The sequence below is a fragment of the Petroclostridium sp. X23 genome (genome assembly GCF_030013905.1).
GTDB lineage: Bacteria > Bacillota > Clostridia > SK-Y3 > SK-Y3 > X23.
In genome coordinates, this window is the sequence record NZ_CP124862.1 from 4,972,695 (window position 1) to 4,988,862 (window position 16,168).

At 37.3% G+C, this 16,168-nt stretch carries 9 protein-coding genes and 1 riboswitch; all 9 genes read left to right on the top strand.

All coding sequences use genetic code 11. The features are described 5' to 3' along the window. Positions 1–2: 2 nt before the first annotated feature. Positions 3–3,911, top strand: a complete 3,909-nt coding sequence (locus QKW49_RS23335) for an acyl-CoA dehydratase activase (protein ID WP_282865030.1) — start codon at positions 3–5, stop codon at positions 3,909–3,911. Positions 3,912–4,044: 133 nt separating this feature from the next. Beyond that, complete coding sequence (locus tag QKW49_RS23340) at positions 4,045–4,662, top strand: TetR/AcrR family transcriptional regulator (protein ID WP_282865032.1); 618 nt, start codon at positions 4,045–4,047, stop codon at positions 4,660–4,662. Positions 4,663–4,922: 260 nt separating this feature from the next. Beyond that, complete coding sequence (locus tag QKW49_RS23345; protein ID WP_282865033.1) at positions 4,923–6,728, top strand: ABC transporter ATP-binding protein; 1,806 nt, start codon at positions 4,923–4,925, stop codon at positions 6,726–6,728. Beyond that, positions 6,725–8,458: an ABC transporter ATP-binding protein gene (locus tag QKW49_RS23350; protein ID WP_282865035.1), complete on the top strand. Its 1,734-nt coding sequence runs from the start codon at positions 6,725–6,727 to the stop codon at positions 8,456–8,458. The genes QKW49_RS23345 and QKW49_RS23350 overlap by 4 nt, the downstream gene beginning before the upstream one ends. Positions 8,459–8,668: 210 nt before the next feature. Next, on the top strand, positions 8,669–9,022 hold the full coding sequence (locus tag QKW49_RS23355; protein WP_282865036.1) for a helix-turn-helix transcriptional regulator: 354 nt from the start codon (positions 8,669–8,671) through the stop codon (positions 9,020–9,022). Between the two features lie 216 nt (positions 9,023–9,238). Continuing rightward, positions 9,239–10,048, top strand: coding sequence for a class I SAM-dependent methyltransferase (locus tag QKW49_RS23360; RefSeq protein ID WP_282865037.1), 810 nt, complete (start codon positions 9,239–9,241; stop codon positions 10,046–10,048). Between the two features lie 19 nt (positions 10,049–10,067). Further along, positions 10,068–10,850, top strand: a complete 783-nt coding sequence (locus QKW49_RS23365; RefSeq protein WP_282865038.1) for an ABC transporter substrate-binding protein — start codon at positions 10,068–10,070, stop codon at positions 10,848–10,850. Between the two features lie 827 nt (positions 10,851–11,677). After that, positions 11,678–12,808, top strand: coding sequence for an efflux RND transporter periplasmic adaptor subunit (locus tag QKW49_RS23370; protein WP_282865039.1), 1,131 nt, complete (start codon positions 11,678–11,680; stop codon positions 12,806–12,808). Positions 12,809–12,825: 17 nt separating this feature from the next. Next, entirely contained in the window at positions 12,826–15,909 is a 3,084-nt protein-coding gene (locus QKW49_RS23375; RefSeq protein WP_282865040.1) for an efflux RND transporter permease subunit, read from the top strand. Positions 15,910–15,914: 5 nt separating this feature from the next. Further along, a riboswitch (cyclic di-GMP riboswitch) is annotated at positions 15,915–16,000 on the top strand. Positions 16,001–16,168: the final 168 nt, after the last annotated feature.

The following is a 16,168-nucleotide window of genomic DNA, read 5'->3' on the forward strand; positions in this document are numbered from 1 at the left end:
ATATGAAGCATAGTATTGGAATTGATCTTGGAAATTCCTCTGCAAAGGTTATTGTTCTTAATGATAAATATGAGATAGAGTATAAAAAACAAATGACTCATTTTGGGAAGCCTATTGAAGCAATCAAGGAAATACTTGAAGAATTATTACTGAAATACAATAAAAGCAATAGCTTTACAGGGATGCTGACAGGTGCAAACGCGTCTTTGATTTTTGATAGTGCTCATATAGCACAAGATATTCCGGCAATTCATAATGGGCTTACTGTATTATGTCCAAAAGCAAAATCGGCTATTGAAATCGGAGCGCAAAACTCCAGATATCTGGCAGGATTAAACAGAAATACACCACCCATGTTTTCGGTCAATGAAAACTGTGCGGGCGGAACCGGTTCATTCTTTGAAGATCAGATGTATCGTCTAGGGTTAAAAATTGAGGACTATTCTGACCTTGTAGAAAAGGCAACTTTTGTTCCAAGACTTTCGGGAAGATGCTCTGTTTTTGCGAAAACAGATATTATACATCGTCAGCAAGAAGGAGTAACTACACCTGATATTTTACTTGGACTTTGTTATGCTACCATAAGAAATATAAAGGCAACAATCATTAGAAATCTTCCTGTTGAAAAGCCAATTGCCGTTTGTGGGGGGATTACGCATAATACAGGGATACGAAAAGCAGTTAAGGATATATTTGAATTATCGGACGATGACGTAATTACATCACCCGATTATGTTTATGTGCAAGCAGTTGGAGCTGCAGTTATAGCGATGGAAAGAAATGCGTTATTTTCTATAAATGATTGTTTGGAAGTTGTACACAGGTATCTAAGTAACAACAGCAGTCAAAATAGTATTAGAAGGCTTTTGCCTCTAAAACGATCAGAATATGTAATTACACCAACACCTGTTTGTGTAATTGAAGATGCAGTTACACACTGTAGTTTAGGAATAGATGTAGGGTCCACAAGTACAAACCTTGTTCTAACGAATTCAAAAGGAGAGATTGTGGATTATCAATATCTACGTACAAAGGGAAATCCCCAAGAAGCTGTAAGGAGCGGCTTGCTTTCAATTAATGAAAGGTTCGGCAAAAAAATCATAATTGATAGCGTTGGTGTAACAGGTTCCGGACGTATGCTGATCGGAGAGATGGTAGGCGCAGACTCTATAAAGGACGAAATAACGGCACAAGCAAAAGCAGCGGTCTGCATGGATCCAAGTGTTGATACAGTATTTGAAATTGGGGGACAGGATTCAAAATATATTTCCATAAACAATGGAACTGTAGTAGACTTTCAAATGAATAAAATCTGTGCGGCAGGGACAGGTTCTTTCATAGAAGAACAAGCCGGAAGATTGCAAGTTCCTTTGAAGGATTATGGAACGCTGGCATTATCGGCTCAAAATCCTGTAGATCTAGGCGAAAGATGTACTGTATTTATTGAAAGCAATATTTCGGCTTGTTTGGCAAATGGAGTGGAAATACCGGATATCCTGGCAGGCTTGTGTCATTCTGTTATTCGAAATTATCTATTCAAAGTTGTGGGAAATAAACCTGTTGGACAACATATCGTATTACAGGGGGGAGTTTGCTATAATCCCGCAGTGGTTGCTGCATTTCAAGCAGTTTATGGCAGCAGGGTTACCGTATCGCCTTGTTTCTCAGTTAGCGGTGCATATGGTGTTTCAATCATTGCAGCTGAGGAAATAAAGAGTAAAATCACTGCGTTCAAAGGTTTTGATTTATCCGGACAAATATGTGAAAAGAAAAGCAATATTATAGATAATGTAGTGAAAAATATCAATTTTTATGATAAAGCTAAACAATATCTTTTAGGAGATTACACGGGTAAACTTGACTCTCAAAAACAAACAATCGGTGTTCCCTATGTTCTGGTTGTCCATAAACTATTCCCTATGATAAAGGCGTTCTTTAGTGACTTGGGATATAACGTTCTTCTTTCCGGCGAAACAGACGAAGCGATTATTGCAGCCTCTCAAAAACATGCGCAGGCGGAAACCTGCTATCCTGTTAAGCTCATTTACGGTCATATGTCTTATCTTGCCCAAAGAAACGTAGATTACATATTCCTTCCGAGTATTCTTACTATGAAACATGAATGTTCAAAAGTACACCATAATTATGGTTGCGTCTATATGCAAACGGCACCAAAACTTGTTTTTGAAAGTATGGAACTTGACAAAAAAGGAATGAAGCTGTTAAACCCAATTTTTTCTTTGGACTTCGGACAACAAGCTATGGCGGCTGCAATGGTTGGCGTAGGTGTTGCTCTTGGGAAAAGCAAGTTTGCTTGTGGGAAAGCTTTGATGAGGGGAGCAATGGCTGTGCGCAAGTATACTGAACAAGTGGAAAAGCTGGGGAAAGAGCTTCTTGATGATTTGAAATCTAATGAAAAAGTACTTGTTGTTGTTACACGTACTTATGGAATTGAGGATCCCGTTTTGAATATGGGTATTCCTCAGGAATTGCTTGCAAGGGGATATAAGGTAATCACCCTTTCACATTTACCGGCACACAATATGGATATTTCCGGTGAGTATGAAAACCTTTATTGGCCGTTTGGCCAGCATATTATCTCCGGGGCAAAGCTTATTGCAAATCATCCGAACTTATATGCGGTATATCTTACAAACCATGGGTGTGGTCCTGATACGATGCTTGCTCACTTATTCAGAAGAGAAATGGGAAACAAACCGTATTTAAGCATAGAAGTAGACGAGCATTTTTCAAAGGTAGGTGTTATTACAAGAATTGAAGCGTTCCTTAATAGTCTTAAAAACCAAAAAACTGTTCCAGTAAACGGCAGCACCCAATATTTTTCCTGTTTGCCGAAACATAAAGCTAATCTGATTAAAACTCCTGAAAAGGGTATGCCCTTATACTTACCATGTCTATATCCTTACAGTGATATAATTTCCAATACATTGAACAAAAACGGATATAAAACGGAGGTGCTGCCGCAAACAAATGCAAAAAGTCTTGCCTTGGGACGAAGGCATACGATGTCAAAAGAATACCTTTCTTTTACAGCGCTTGCCGGGGACGTATTGGATAAAGCTTCCCGGAAAGAAAATATGCAAATACTGATACCGCAAACTGAAGGTGCTGAAGCTGATGGAATGTATGCGAGAGTGATTTACGACTTATTGAAAACGAAGGACAATGTATCGGTGGTCGCGCCTGTTTTGGAAACTCTACCGTTCACAAGCACAATGTGCGATAAGATATTTTTATGCTTGCTTGCAGGAGACATAGTGATGAATGCGCCCAAAAACCAAAGAAGCAAGCTTGTTGAAAAAATGAGGAACACTCATGAAATCTCGATTTCTTTCCTTTCGGACATTGCAAAACAAATTTCTACGCATAAAAATAAAAGAATTGCAATTATCGGAGAACCGTATATTCTTTATAATTCCTACCTTAATGAAGGTCTGTTCGAGGCAATGGAAGAGGACGGCAGAGATATTTTGTGGATGCCTCTGAGTGAATATCTTTGCTTTATGTGGAAAAAACGTGCCGAATCAAAGAAAGAAAAGAAAATAGTTGAAGTTTATGAAAATCAAATGAAAGATATTTCTGGAATTTTAGGTCTAAACAGTCCTTTTTCCGATAATCTCGATATATTGTTTGAAATATCTCAGAAGTATTTACCGGAGATAACAGGTGCGAATGCAGCATATCGCTTTGGAAAAGAAAATAGTCGTGAGGGTTGTTCAACTGTTATAGATGCAGCCTCTATGTATGAGAACGTGCAGACAATATTCAATCTTGTAAGAAATAAAAACGATACGCCGCTGCTTTACTTAAATTTTGAGGGTTCAAATGATATTGCGACTAAGGAAAGGTTAAACTCGTTTCTATACTATATAGATGATAGAAGTAGGTGATGTTTTGTTTGCGTATATAATTCGAAGGATTTATAATCTTTTGGAATATTCTCCCTGAACTACTTGACAAATCAAACCAGATGGGATATGATATAACAGTGAGATATAACACTGTTATATAAGAGGTGATAAGGTGAGCAATGATGATTTGAACACATTGCAGAAAATTATGACAGAGGGGAAGAAGGAATTTCTGGAAAAAGGCTTTAAGGATGCATCATTGCGCAATATTGTGAAACGGGCAGGTGTCACTACAGGGGCTTTTTATGGCTATTATCCGGATAAGGAAGCATTGTTTGAGGCATTGGTGACGCCTGCTGTAAATGGACTAAGAGAACTGTTTTTGTCGATACAGAAGAATTTTGACGAGCTACCGGAGAATACCAAAAGGGAAAACGTATATGATTATACTTTTGAAGAATTAAAGAAATTAATTGCATATATTTATGACCGTTTTGATGAGTTTAAGCTGCTTATATCCTGTGCGGACGGAACTGCTTTTTCAGATTTCATCCATAGTCTCGTAGAGATTGAGGTAGAGTACAGCTTAAAATTTATTGAATCCACAGGTAATGACGCGCTTGCTTCCGGCAGAGCCAATCCCGAACTTATTCACATTATTTCAAGTGCATTTTTTTCTGCCGTATTTGAGGTTGTAAAGCATGACATGACAAAGGAGACGGCAGACAGCTATGTAGACAGTCTGAAAAAGTTTTTTGCGGCAGGATGGAAGACAATTTTAAATTCATGAATATACCCTAAAAAGTACTTGATTTTTTGGGTTTCTGTAATATATGAGGTTCCAAAAGAACCTCAAAAAAATAAACATAAAGTTAGATTAAACTAACAAAATAGGAGGGAAATTTAAATATAACAATTTTAATAAATTCTAATATTATTTGAAAGGGAAATGAATCCAAGAGTTACTGAGAAGAAATATGAATACTAGAATCATAGCTGATTATGAATAATCCAATATTTTAAACATATTTAGATAGGAGGATAAACAGTATGCCAAAAGAGAAAAAAATTTTTATTTTAAAAAGGTTTACGCCTTACATGGGCAAGAGGAAAGTACTTTTGCCTTTGTCATTGGTACTGTCGGGAATTTCCGCAGTTCTTAACATCTTACCTTTTGTGCTTGTATGGTATATAACACGTAATATCTTATCAGCTCCGCAATCGATTGATATTTCAAATGTCAGTTTTTATGCGTGGCTTGCCTTTGCAAGTGCAATAGGAGGAATAGTGGTATATTTTTGCGCACTGATGAGTTCACATCTTGCAGCCTTTCGTGTAGAGGTCGGAATGCAAAAAGTTGGAATGGGGAAAATACTATCTATGCCTCTTGGTTTTTTTGATAAGCATTCAAGCGGAAAAATACGAAAGATTGTAAATGACGGAGCGGCAACAACTCATACATTTTTAGCACACCAGCTCCCGGATATGGCAGGTAGTGTCGTCTCACCCATTATTCTTACAGCGCTGATTTTTATCGTAGACTGGAGAATGGGTCTCGCTTCTCTTGTTCCAATTATCTTGGGCTTTATAACGATGAGATTCATGATGAGTTCCGAAGGCAAAAAGTTTCAAAAAATGTATTATGATTCTTTGGAGGAAATGAGCTCTGAATCTGTGGAATATATCCGTGGTATTCCGGTTGTAAAAACATTCGGTCAAACTATCTTTTCTTTTAAACGATTCTATGACAGCATCATCAAATATAAAGAGATGGTTTATGCTTATACTCTTCTTTGGCAAAAACCGATGTCGTTTTACACCGTTATTATGCAATCAGCTGCATTCTTTTTAATTCCTATGGCTATCTTTTTAATAGGAAGAGGAGAAAATCTCCCCCTTGTGCTTGCGGACTTTATTTTTTACATTCTTATATCTCCAATCTTTACTATGCTTTTGATGAAATCGATGCATTTTCAGCAAAATACGTTGATTGCTGAGCAAGCGATTGATAGACTGGATAACCTTTTAGATTATCCCAGCATGAGCTATATGGAAAACACAAAAAAAATTAAAAAGTACAGCCTGGAGTTTAAGGACGTCGTGTTTTCATATGCAGGAAGCGATAAAAACACTATAGATAAAATCAGCTTTAAATTAAACGAAGGTGAAACTATTGCACTTGTCGGAGCTTCAGGAGGAGGAAAAACGACAATTGCCCGATTAGCTGCTCGCTTTTGGGATGTAGATGAAGGAGAAGTATTAATTGGAGGAATAAATGTTAAAGATATTCCCAAAAAAGAACTGATGAACAATATTTCCTTTGTTTTTCAAAGTACAAAGCTGTTTAAAGGTTCATTAAGAGAGAATATAGTTTTTGGAAAAGAAAACGTCGGAGAAGAAGAAATAAATAAAGCTATTGATTTTTCGCAGTCAAGAGAAATTATCGAAAACCTTCCGGATGGACTTGACACGGTAATAGGCTCAAAAGGAACCTATCTTTCAGGAGGAGAACAGCAAAGAATTGCGCTTGCCAGGGCAATTGTAAAGAATGCTCCGATAGTGCTTTTAGATGAAGCTACTGCCTTTGCAGACCCTGAAAATGAGCATTTAATTCAAAAAGCCCTTAAAGAGCTCAGCCGTGGCAAAACAACTCTCATAATAGCACATCGTCTTACAAGCGTACAAAATGTAGACAGAATATTAGTTATAGAAAGCGGAAGAATTGCGGAGGAAGGAACCCACGAGGAGCTGCTGAAAAAAGGCGGCATATACAAAACGATGTGGGATGAATATCAAAAATCTGTTACATGGAAAATAGTCACTAAAGACATTGTAAGCAAAGGAGGACAAAAATGATTAAGTCTTTCCAAAATAAATATGCTATGTCTGAAAAAGGCGCAAAAGATCTTTTTCACTCGATTATTTGGACTGTAGTAATGGATCTCAGCTTTATGGTGCCAGTGATCCTCAGTTTCAAATTTTTAGATGAATATATGAATTCACTTTTATTCTCTTCAGGCGGCGAGAAAAGCAGCATTCTCTATTATGTCGTCATGTCTTTAGGGTTTTTCATTGCAATGCTTGTTATCGCATATTTTCAATACAACTCCGCCTACACCAAAATTTATGAAGAAAGCGCCCGAAGACGGATCGGTTTGGCCGAAACACTCAGAAAGCTGCCTTTAGCGTTCTTTGGCAAAAAGGATATTGCCGATTTAAGCTCAACAATAATGGAAGATGCTACACAGATAGAGATGCTCTTTTCACATTCGGTGCCTCAAATTTATGCAGCAGTATCGACTGTTGCAATCATGGGAGTGATGATGTTTTCTTACAACTGGAGGCTGTCCCTTGCCGTATTTTGGGTAGTTCCGGTTGCACTCTTAGTCTTTTATCTGTCCAAGAAGCTTCAAAACAATATGCATGAAAAATTTTATCATATAAAAAGGGATATCTCAGATAAAATTCAAGACGGGCTTGACTCAGCTCATGAAATAAAATCCTATAACAGAGAAGAGACTTTTTCAAATTCTTTAAACTCAAAGTTAGACAATCTTGAAAAATTTATGATTAAAGGAGAGCTTTTGATAGGTGCATTTATTAACCTGTCTTATGTTTTCTTAAGGCTTGGACTTCCAAGTGTTATATTGTATGGTGCTTATCTTTTATCAACAGGTTCTGTAACTGTTTTTACTTACCTTGTTTTTCTTGTAGTTGCAGCACGCATTTACAACCCGATTATGGATGCAATGAACAATTTTGCACTGCTGCTCTATCTAAACGTGCGTATAAAACGCATGAAAGAGATGGATGAAATGCCAAGGCAGGATGGAAAATCTGAGTTTTATCCTAAATACTACGATATCAAATTCAATAACGTGGACTTTTCATATCAAGACGATGTGCAAACATTAAAGAATGTGAGTTTTACTGCAAAGCAAGGTGAAGTGACAGCACTTGTAGGACCTTCGGGTGGAGGAAAGAGCACGATAGCAAAGCTGTCTGCGAGATTCTGGGATATAGACGAAGGTGTTATCACCTTGGGTGGAGAAGATATCTCTATGGTTGATCCTGAAACACTTCTAAATAATTATTCAATCGTTTTTCAGGATGTAACACTTTTTAATTCAAGCGTTATGGAAAATATTCGTCTTGGAAAGAAAGATGCATCGGACGAACAGGTAATAAAGGCAGCAAAGCTTGCCCAATGTGATGAGTTTGTTAATAAGCTCCCGCAAGGATATGATACCTTGATCGGAGAAAACGGAGAAAGATTATCAGGCGGCGAGAGACAGCGTATATCGATAGCCAGAGCAATACTAAAAGATGCTCCAATTATTCTGCTTGACGAAGCTACAGCATCTCTTGATGCGGAAAATGAGAGTAAAATCCAAAGTGCACTTAGCGCCCTTGTAAAAAACAAGACCGTTTTGATTATTGCTCACCGCATGAGAACTGTTTTAGGAGCTGACAAAATTGTTGTTATTAAAGACGGTACTATCGTAGAAACAGGCACACCTTTGGAATTAAAAGAAAAACAAGGAATTTTTTCATCAATGCTAAAGACTCAATATCAAAATAACTAACACTTTATATTAATAAGGTATTAAGATAGAAAAAAATCTATATTTGCAACGCTTTTTGGGAAGCAAGGGGACGGGGTGTGCACCACGAAGAGCGCACATCCCGTCCCCTTGCTTCCATTTGCTTTATATTTTTCTTGACAGCATACTGTTAAATACAGTATACTGTTTTTGATAGTATACTATTACGCTATTACGCTTTGGAGGTTTGCTATGTCTGTTATGAAAGGGCGAAATTACCGGCATTTGTCCGCTTTTATCCTTTTGGTTTTAGCGCAGAGAGAAATACATGGGGGCGCTATTCACACAACCTTGTGCGAAACCTTGCCTAATTTTAATACGGATACAGGTGCCGTATACAGATGTCTTCAGGAATTAGAGAGTGATGGAGCGGTTGAATCCGAGTGGGACACTTCAGAACCGGGGCCTGCCAGAAAGATATATAAAATCACTTCATTAGGGTGGAATGAACTAGGAGAATGGGAACAAGACATCCAGCACAGGATAGCGAATTTAAACTATTTTTTAGAAACCTATCGGAACATAAAAGGTAATAGAAAAGTATAGAAAGCTATCGGTAAGAGAACAAAGCTGCTGTAAACTAATGATATATCAATAATCCTCTGCCTGTAATAGAAACTGCAGAGGATAAAATATACAAGATTAGTGATAATGATAATCAAAATCAATTTCGTGGTGAATGTAATAATATGTAGTACAATTCTATGCTTATAATGAGAATGATAATCAAAATCATAATAAATAATGATGGAGGGGTAATCGATGCAGTCAGAATATTTTGAAAAATTATTAGAGGGAAGAAAGCAAAGAGCGGTGGATATGGAAGCCTTTTGGGATGGAAGGGCGGAACAGTTTAATGCCAGTATGCAAAAAGGTGATCCACAGCAGATGGAGAAGCTATTATGCTTTCTAAAAGAAAAGAAAATTTTACAAAAGGATAGTTCCGTATTGGATATAGGTTGCGGAACAGGCCAATATACCGTTGAGTTTGCAAAAGTGTCTAAACAAGTGATGGGTATTGATATTTCTTCGGGAATGATGGAATATGCGAAGAAGAACAGTGATCAGGCAGGATTAACAAATGTGGAATATTTAAAGTCGGATTGGGCAGAGGCGGATTTAAAGAAAATGGGTTGGGGAAAACGCTTTGATATGGTCTTTTCATCGATGTGTCCGGCGGTCGGGAGCATGCAAACGCTGGAAAAAATGGCGCAGGCATCGAGAAATTATTGCTTTATCAGACGTTTTATACGTAGAGAGGATAGTATCGGCGAAAGTTTGATGCAGCACTTGGGCATTCGCAGGGATCGTGATCCTCATAACGATAGGAATGCGGTGTATGCGCTGTTTAACCTGATATGGCTGTCCGGATACAATCCTGAAATTACATATTTGAATACAAACAGCGAAATCTCACTCTCAGTAGAGGAAGCTTTCGAAAAGTATGTTTGGATGTTTAAAGAGCAAGGAATGGAAGAGACGATAAAGAGTTTCTTTATGGAGCGTCAGGAAAACGGATTCATCAAAGGGACGGTATGTTCCGATACTGCATGGATGTATTGGAAAGTATAAATCAGAAAGGGGTTTTAATATGAAACCTATAAAGAAAATCATGATGGTTCTGTCTGTTGTTTTATGCCTGATATTGGGCATTGCAGGCTGCAGCAGCGGAGACAATGCAAACAAGAGTGAGGAGATTGGAAAGACGGAACAAAATACCGAAAGCGCAAAAGAAGACATCGTAATCCGGTTAGCAGGAGGAGATACCGGACTGCCCAACCCTTTCAAACACTATGCGCGGGGACCGGGAATATCCAAGATGCAGCTTTTGTATGATTCTCTCATCGAAAAAGACGAGCGCAGCACTATTCCATGGCTCGCCGAAAGTTGGGAGACCGGAGCCGATGGAACGACCTATACGTTTAAATTGCAGTCGAACGTATTATGGCATGATGGGCAGAAGATGACGGCGGAGGATGTAAAATTCACTTTTGAATATTACAAGGATCACCCGCCTGTTTCCAATGAATTGATGATCAATGGGAAATATATCATCCAAAGTGTGGAGGTTCTTGATGAGCAAACCGTGAGACTAACGGTGGATGCCCCTAATGCTACATATTTTGCAAAAATCGGTTTTGCACGGATTTTGCCCAAGCATATCTGGGAAAAAGTAGATGATCCTGTAAAATTTGTAGGGGAAGGGAGAACAATAGGGTGTGGTCCTTATGTGATGGAGGAATATAACCCGCAGCAAGGAATCTACCGGTTTAAGGCCTTTGATAAATATTGGGGGCCTAAACAAAAAGTTGCTGCCATTGAATGGGTTCCTGTCAGCGATCCGGTTTTGGCATTTGAAAACGGTGAGAGGTGATATGAAATGCAGTCTGTGAGCGTAATGGGAATAGAAATTATAGGCGTTAACAAAGCCATCCCCCTGTAGCACATCCCGGAACATGTCCTTGATTGCCTCCGTAATTTCTGTTGTGCTCGTGAAATTTTGCTCTCTGATAAACTCTTTGATGGTGTCTTTCGGTATCATTCCCATTTTAAAAACTTCTTTTCTCTCTTGAATGTTTCTATCTTCATTCTTGACAGTCAGGAAGTTTTTTTATTCACTATTTACACAAAATTTTCCGCGCCCTCACAGCTACTAAGGGATAATTTCTTTCAAATACAGGAACTTTTAAAATTCAATAATACTGCAGAATTTATAATTACTACAACAGAGCCGACGTTGTGTACCAAGGCCCCTAAAACTGGTCCTAAAAGACCTGTCATTGCTAATAATATCGATTTGTACTTCCATTTGGCGGCATGTTCTTTTTAAACGGAACAATAATTTTAAGCGACTATGTTCTGCGTATGCTGTTAGCTTTGGGGTTTGCCGATCCGCGTATTCGATTAACAAAATTTTTTACAATAATTTCCTATATGCTTTAAAAAATACTTTTTTGCATAAGGTTTATCCTTTTTGGCGTAGAAAAAAAATGTTTAAAATGGCATATTGATTATATGATAATGAAATTCATTATCATATAATCGGCACCAACATCTGCAAAATCGGTTTTGGGGTATGGGATGCGCTCTTTGCTTCGCCTGCCACGGCGGCGCTTGCGGCGTATATCCTGCTCTGAGAAAGAAGGTATCTGAATGATAACACAAAAGTCGGTGTTTCGCGAAGGAAAGGAGTGAGATTAAATGTTAATAAAGAAGCATTTTATAGTGTTTATTGCTTTGCTGGCATTATTGTCAGGATGCAGTGATGATAAAAGCACAATGAAAAGTGAAAAAGAAGTACCTGTAGAGGTTTTAAATGTTCAAGCAGCCAGCTATGATAAAAAAATTACATTGCCAGGTGTGATTTCCAATGATGAAGAGATTGTTTACAGTTTTAAAATGGAAGGGAAAATTGAAAAAATTCTAGTTAAGTCAGGGCAAAAGGTAAAAGCAGGTGATGTATTAGCAAAGTTAGATGAAAATGATTATAAAAAAATACTTGAAATCAGTGAGCTGCAAATAAAATCTGCCAAAGCGGCATTGGATAATGCAGAAAAAAGTTTAGAGAAAGCTGAATTTGGTTTTGAAAATACAAGAAAGGATTTCGAAAATACCAAGGTTCTCTATGAAGCCGGTGCCATTTCAAAAAATGAATATGAAAATACAGAGCTGCGTTTTAATATTGCAGCTAAAGATTATGATATCAGCAGAGGCGGAGCTATTGATTTAGCGAAATCAAAGTATGATAGTGCTGTAGCGAGCCATGAAATGATGAAAACACAATTTGTAGATGGAGAACTGAGAAGCAGTATTGATGGATATGTAAAAGAAATTTTTGTTAAAGAAGGCAATCAAGTCAGCAAGAATGATCCGGTAATAGCAGTTGGGTCAACAAATGTACAAGTTACCATAGGCATATCTGCTGATGAAAAACAAAATATTCAATTAAATGATAAGGTGGATATCCTATATGATTCTAAGGTGATTTATGGATATATAGCATCTGTTTCAGATGTTTTAGATTCAAAAACCCTTTTATATAAAGCGGAGGTATCTATACCGGATAACAATATACCCCTGTATTCAATTGTAAAAGTTGAGGTAAATATCGGAGAGAGAAAAGCTATTAAAGTCCCTGTAAATGCCGTATTAAATGACGGGGAGCCCTTTGTGTTTGTAGTAGAGAATGATCATGCAGTTAAAAGAAGAGTCTCTATAATCGGATATGATAAGGAATATGTATTTTTAGAGGGTGTTTCTGATGATGAAAAAGTTGTTATAGTTGGAAATAAAGTTTTGCGAGGCGGAGAAAGAGTTGTCATAAATCAGTAAAAGAGAGGAGGCGTACTATGAAAAAACGTGGGCTTATAAAATCCTTTATTGATAATAAATCGGTTATATATTTTGTAGTGTTTATAATTTTTTTAGTCGGTGCTATCGCATATCAAAAAATACCTAAACAGGAATATCCTGATACGACGATGCCGGCTTGTTATATAACAATCGTATATCCGGGTGCAACACCAAAAGAAATGGAACAGAATGTAACAAAAAAACTGGAAGAGAAGATAATAGAAATAAATGATTATTATTACTCAAAATCGATGATCTATAATAGTATATCTCTTACATTTTTGGTTGTAGAACCAAGTCTTTCTGAAGAAGAAATAGAAGAACGCTGGGATAAAGTAAGGCATTGGATAGAAGAAATAAAGGCTGACTTGCCGGATGGTGTAAAAGAAATAACCATGGATACAGATGTAATGGAAATGCCGGGTGCTATAATGGCGCTTTCCGGAAAACAATATACTTATGATCAGCTGGACTATTATGCAAAATTGCTCAAAGATCAATTAACAGGTATTGATGGGATTAAAAAAATAGAAATTGATGGTCTGTGTGATAAAGTCGTAAAAGTAGATGTTGATATAGATAAACTATCCTATTACCAGTTGGCACTTAGTGATTTGTACAAAGTATTACAAGCTCAAAATACTGTTATTCCTATCGGAGCTGTTGAAAATGACGATTACAGTATAAATGTCATAACCAATGGCGATTTTGAAAGCATAGAAGAAATAAAAAAAGTGATTATCAAACGAAATGCGACAGAAGGAGAAGTTATAACACTTGATAGAGTTGCTGATATACGCATGGAGCTGGAAGACAGTGAGTTTGAAGCAACTGTAAATGGCATGCCCAATGTTTTTATAAGTGTATATTTTAAAGAGGACTCCAACATTATTTATGCCGGAGAAGAGGTAAGAAACAGGCTGGAGAAACAAATTCTCCAGTTGCCTGAAGGATTGGAAGTCTCAGAAATAACTTTTATTCCGGAGACAATTGCCGATTCCATCGGTGAGTTTTCAATGAATCTCATTCAGGGAATCGTAATTGTGATTATTGTCATTATGCTTGGAATGGGACTCAGAAATTCTCTCATTGTTTCTTTATCTATTCCATTGGCTATTTTTATTACTTTTTCATCTATGAATTTATTAGGAATGAAGTTCCACATGTTATCTCTTGCTGCGCTTGTTTTGGTATTGGGTATGTTAGTGGATAATGCTATCGTTGTTTCCGACTCAATACAAGCCCGGATTGATAATGATGAAAACAGAAAGGACGCATGTATCAATGGTGCTAAAGAGGTAGCCATTCCTGTTCTTTCATCCACTTTAACTACAATTGCAGCTTTTTCACCCTTGCTGATGCTTCCTGCTGCAGTCGGTGCATTTATTGGCAGTATACCAAGAATTGTGATTATTTCTCTTACAGCTTCGTATGTGATTGCTATGCTGTTTATACCGGTGTTTGCATATTCTTTTTTTAAGAAAAGCAAGCAGAAAGCCAGAACACATAGAACGAAAGCGCTGTTTGCAAAACTGTTGAACCATGCTATTTTTCATAGATGGAAGACCATAGGGATAGCTGTTTTATTATTGGTTTTGGTCATGATTCTTTCCGGTTTCTTGGAAAAGAGCTCTTATCCGACAGAAGACAAGAATATTCTTTATATCAATGTAGAAACGGAGTATGCCACTGATTTTAAGAAAAGCAAAGAGGAAGTTCGAAAAATAGAAGAATTCCTTCAAGAGCAGGAAGAAATAGAAAACTGTTATGCTACCATTGGCGGCGATTTCCCCAGATTTCATATGTCCGTAACTTATAGACCGTCAGCAAAAAATATTGCTCAAATAATCATAGAATTTGACTTAAATAAAACGGATAGATTTAATTCTAATCCCGAATTTGTAGATTATTTACAAAACGCCTTAAGTAAAAAGATAACAGGCGCTAATATGGAAGTGAAAGAATTTGAAATGACAGGAGATGGTTCTCCCATACAAGTCAGATTACTCAGTGAAGATAAAGAAGCTTTCAGAGAAATAGGTCAAGAGATAACCGATATTTTATACAATATGGAAGGTACAAAAAATGTCTTTAATGATATAGAAGGAGAAATATACAACTATAAATTTAATATTAATAAGGAGCAGGCATTAGGCACAGGTATGATTTCCGCTGAAATTCAAAATGAGATGAATATAGCGCTCATGGGCAGAAATATAGGGGTTTTTAGAGATGATGGGAAGGAGTATGATATAAAACTAAAAGGCATTGTTAAGGATATTGATGATTTGAGAAATTTGCCTTTACGGTCATCTATAACAGGATTGATTTTATCTCTAAAAAAATTCGGCAGTATTACTATGGAGCCTGAAGTCAGCAAGCTGGTCAGATATGATAACAAGCCTTCTGTAACCATTTCTGCAAGCCCTTTGGCAGGCTATAATGCCATTAAGATTCAAACCGAATTGGAAGAGATTATAAAGAATAAAGGATATCAAAATATTGAGCTGGTCTCAGAAGGTGCAAAGGGTAAGCTGGAAAGAAGCACAGGGGATATGACTTTGGCCGGGTTATTTGCCATATTTTTAGTGTATATCATTTTAATGCTTCAATTTAAATCCACTATTCAGCCGATTATCATTTTATTGACCATACCGCTCTCATTTATAGGATCAATTTTGGCTTTGGTTATATTTGGACAGACCATTTCTATATTTGCTATGCTGGGTTTTCTGAGTTTATTCGGAGTAGTGGTCAATAATGCCATTATTTTGATCGATTATATCAATGGAGAAAGGAAAAATGGAACAGATATTATCAATGCGTGCAAAAAGGCAGCAGATGCCAGATTTAGACCTGTTGTATTGAGTACAACAACTACAGTGTTAGGGTTATTGCCAATGGCATTGTTTGGCGGTGTTTTGTTCAGGCCTATGGCCCTTTCGTTTATGGGCGGTTTATTGATGTCAACGATACTGTCTTTAATCGTTGTACCTGTCATTTATCTTAGTGTTGAACACAGGATTCAAATATTTATAAACAAAATTAAATCTAATAATTGCGTTGCTAATAACAATTGAATTATCAGTGTTAAGGGCAAAGCTGTCAAAAAACAGGGACGCAAAGCCATAGGGTCTAAGGTGCTTTCAAGCGCTATGACAGCCTATAAAACCGCACTTTGCAACGAGCAAACTGCGGTTTTCTTATTGACAAAATACCTGTTTTTTGACTTTAAATATGCCTTGACTTTTTTATTCGATCTGTCGATGTGGACAAGCCCGGTTTTCCTACATTTTCCAGGTATTCATCACGCTGCCGCTCTCCACCCTCTGATAAGGC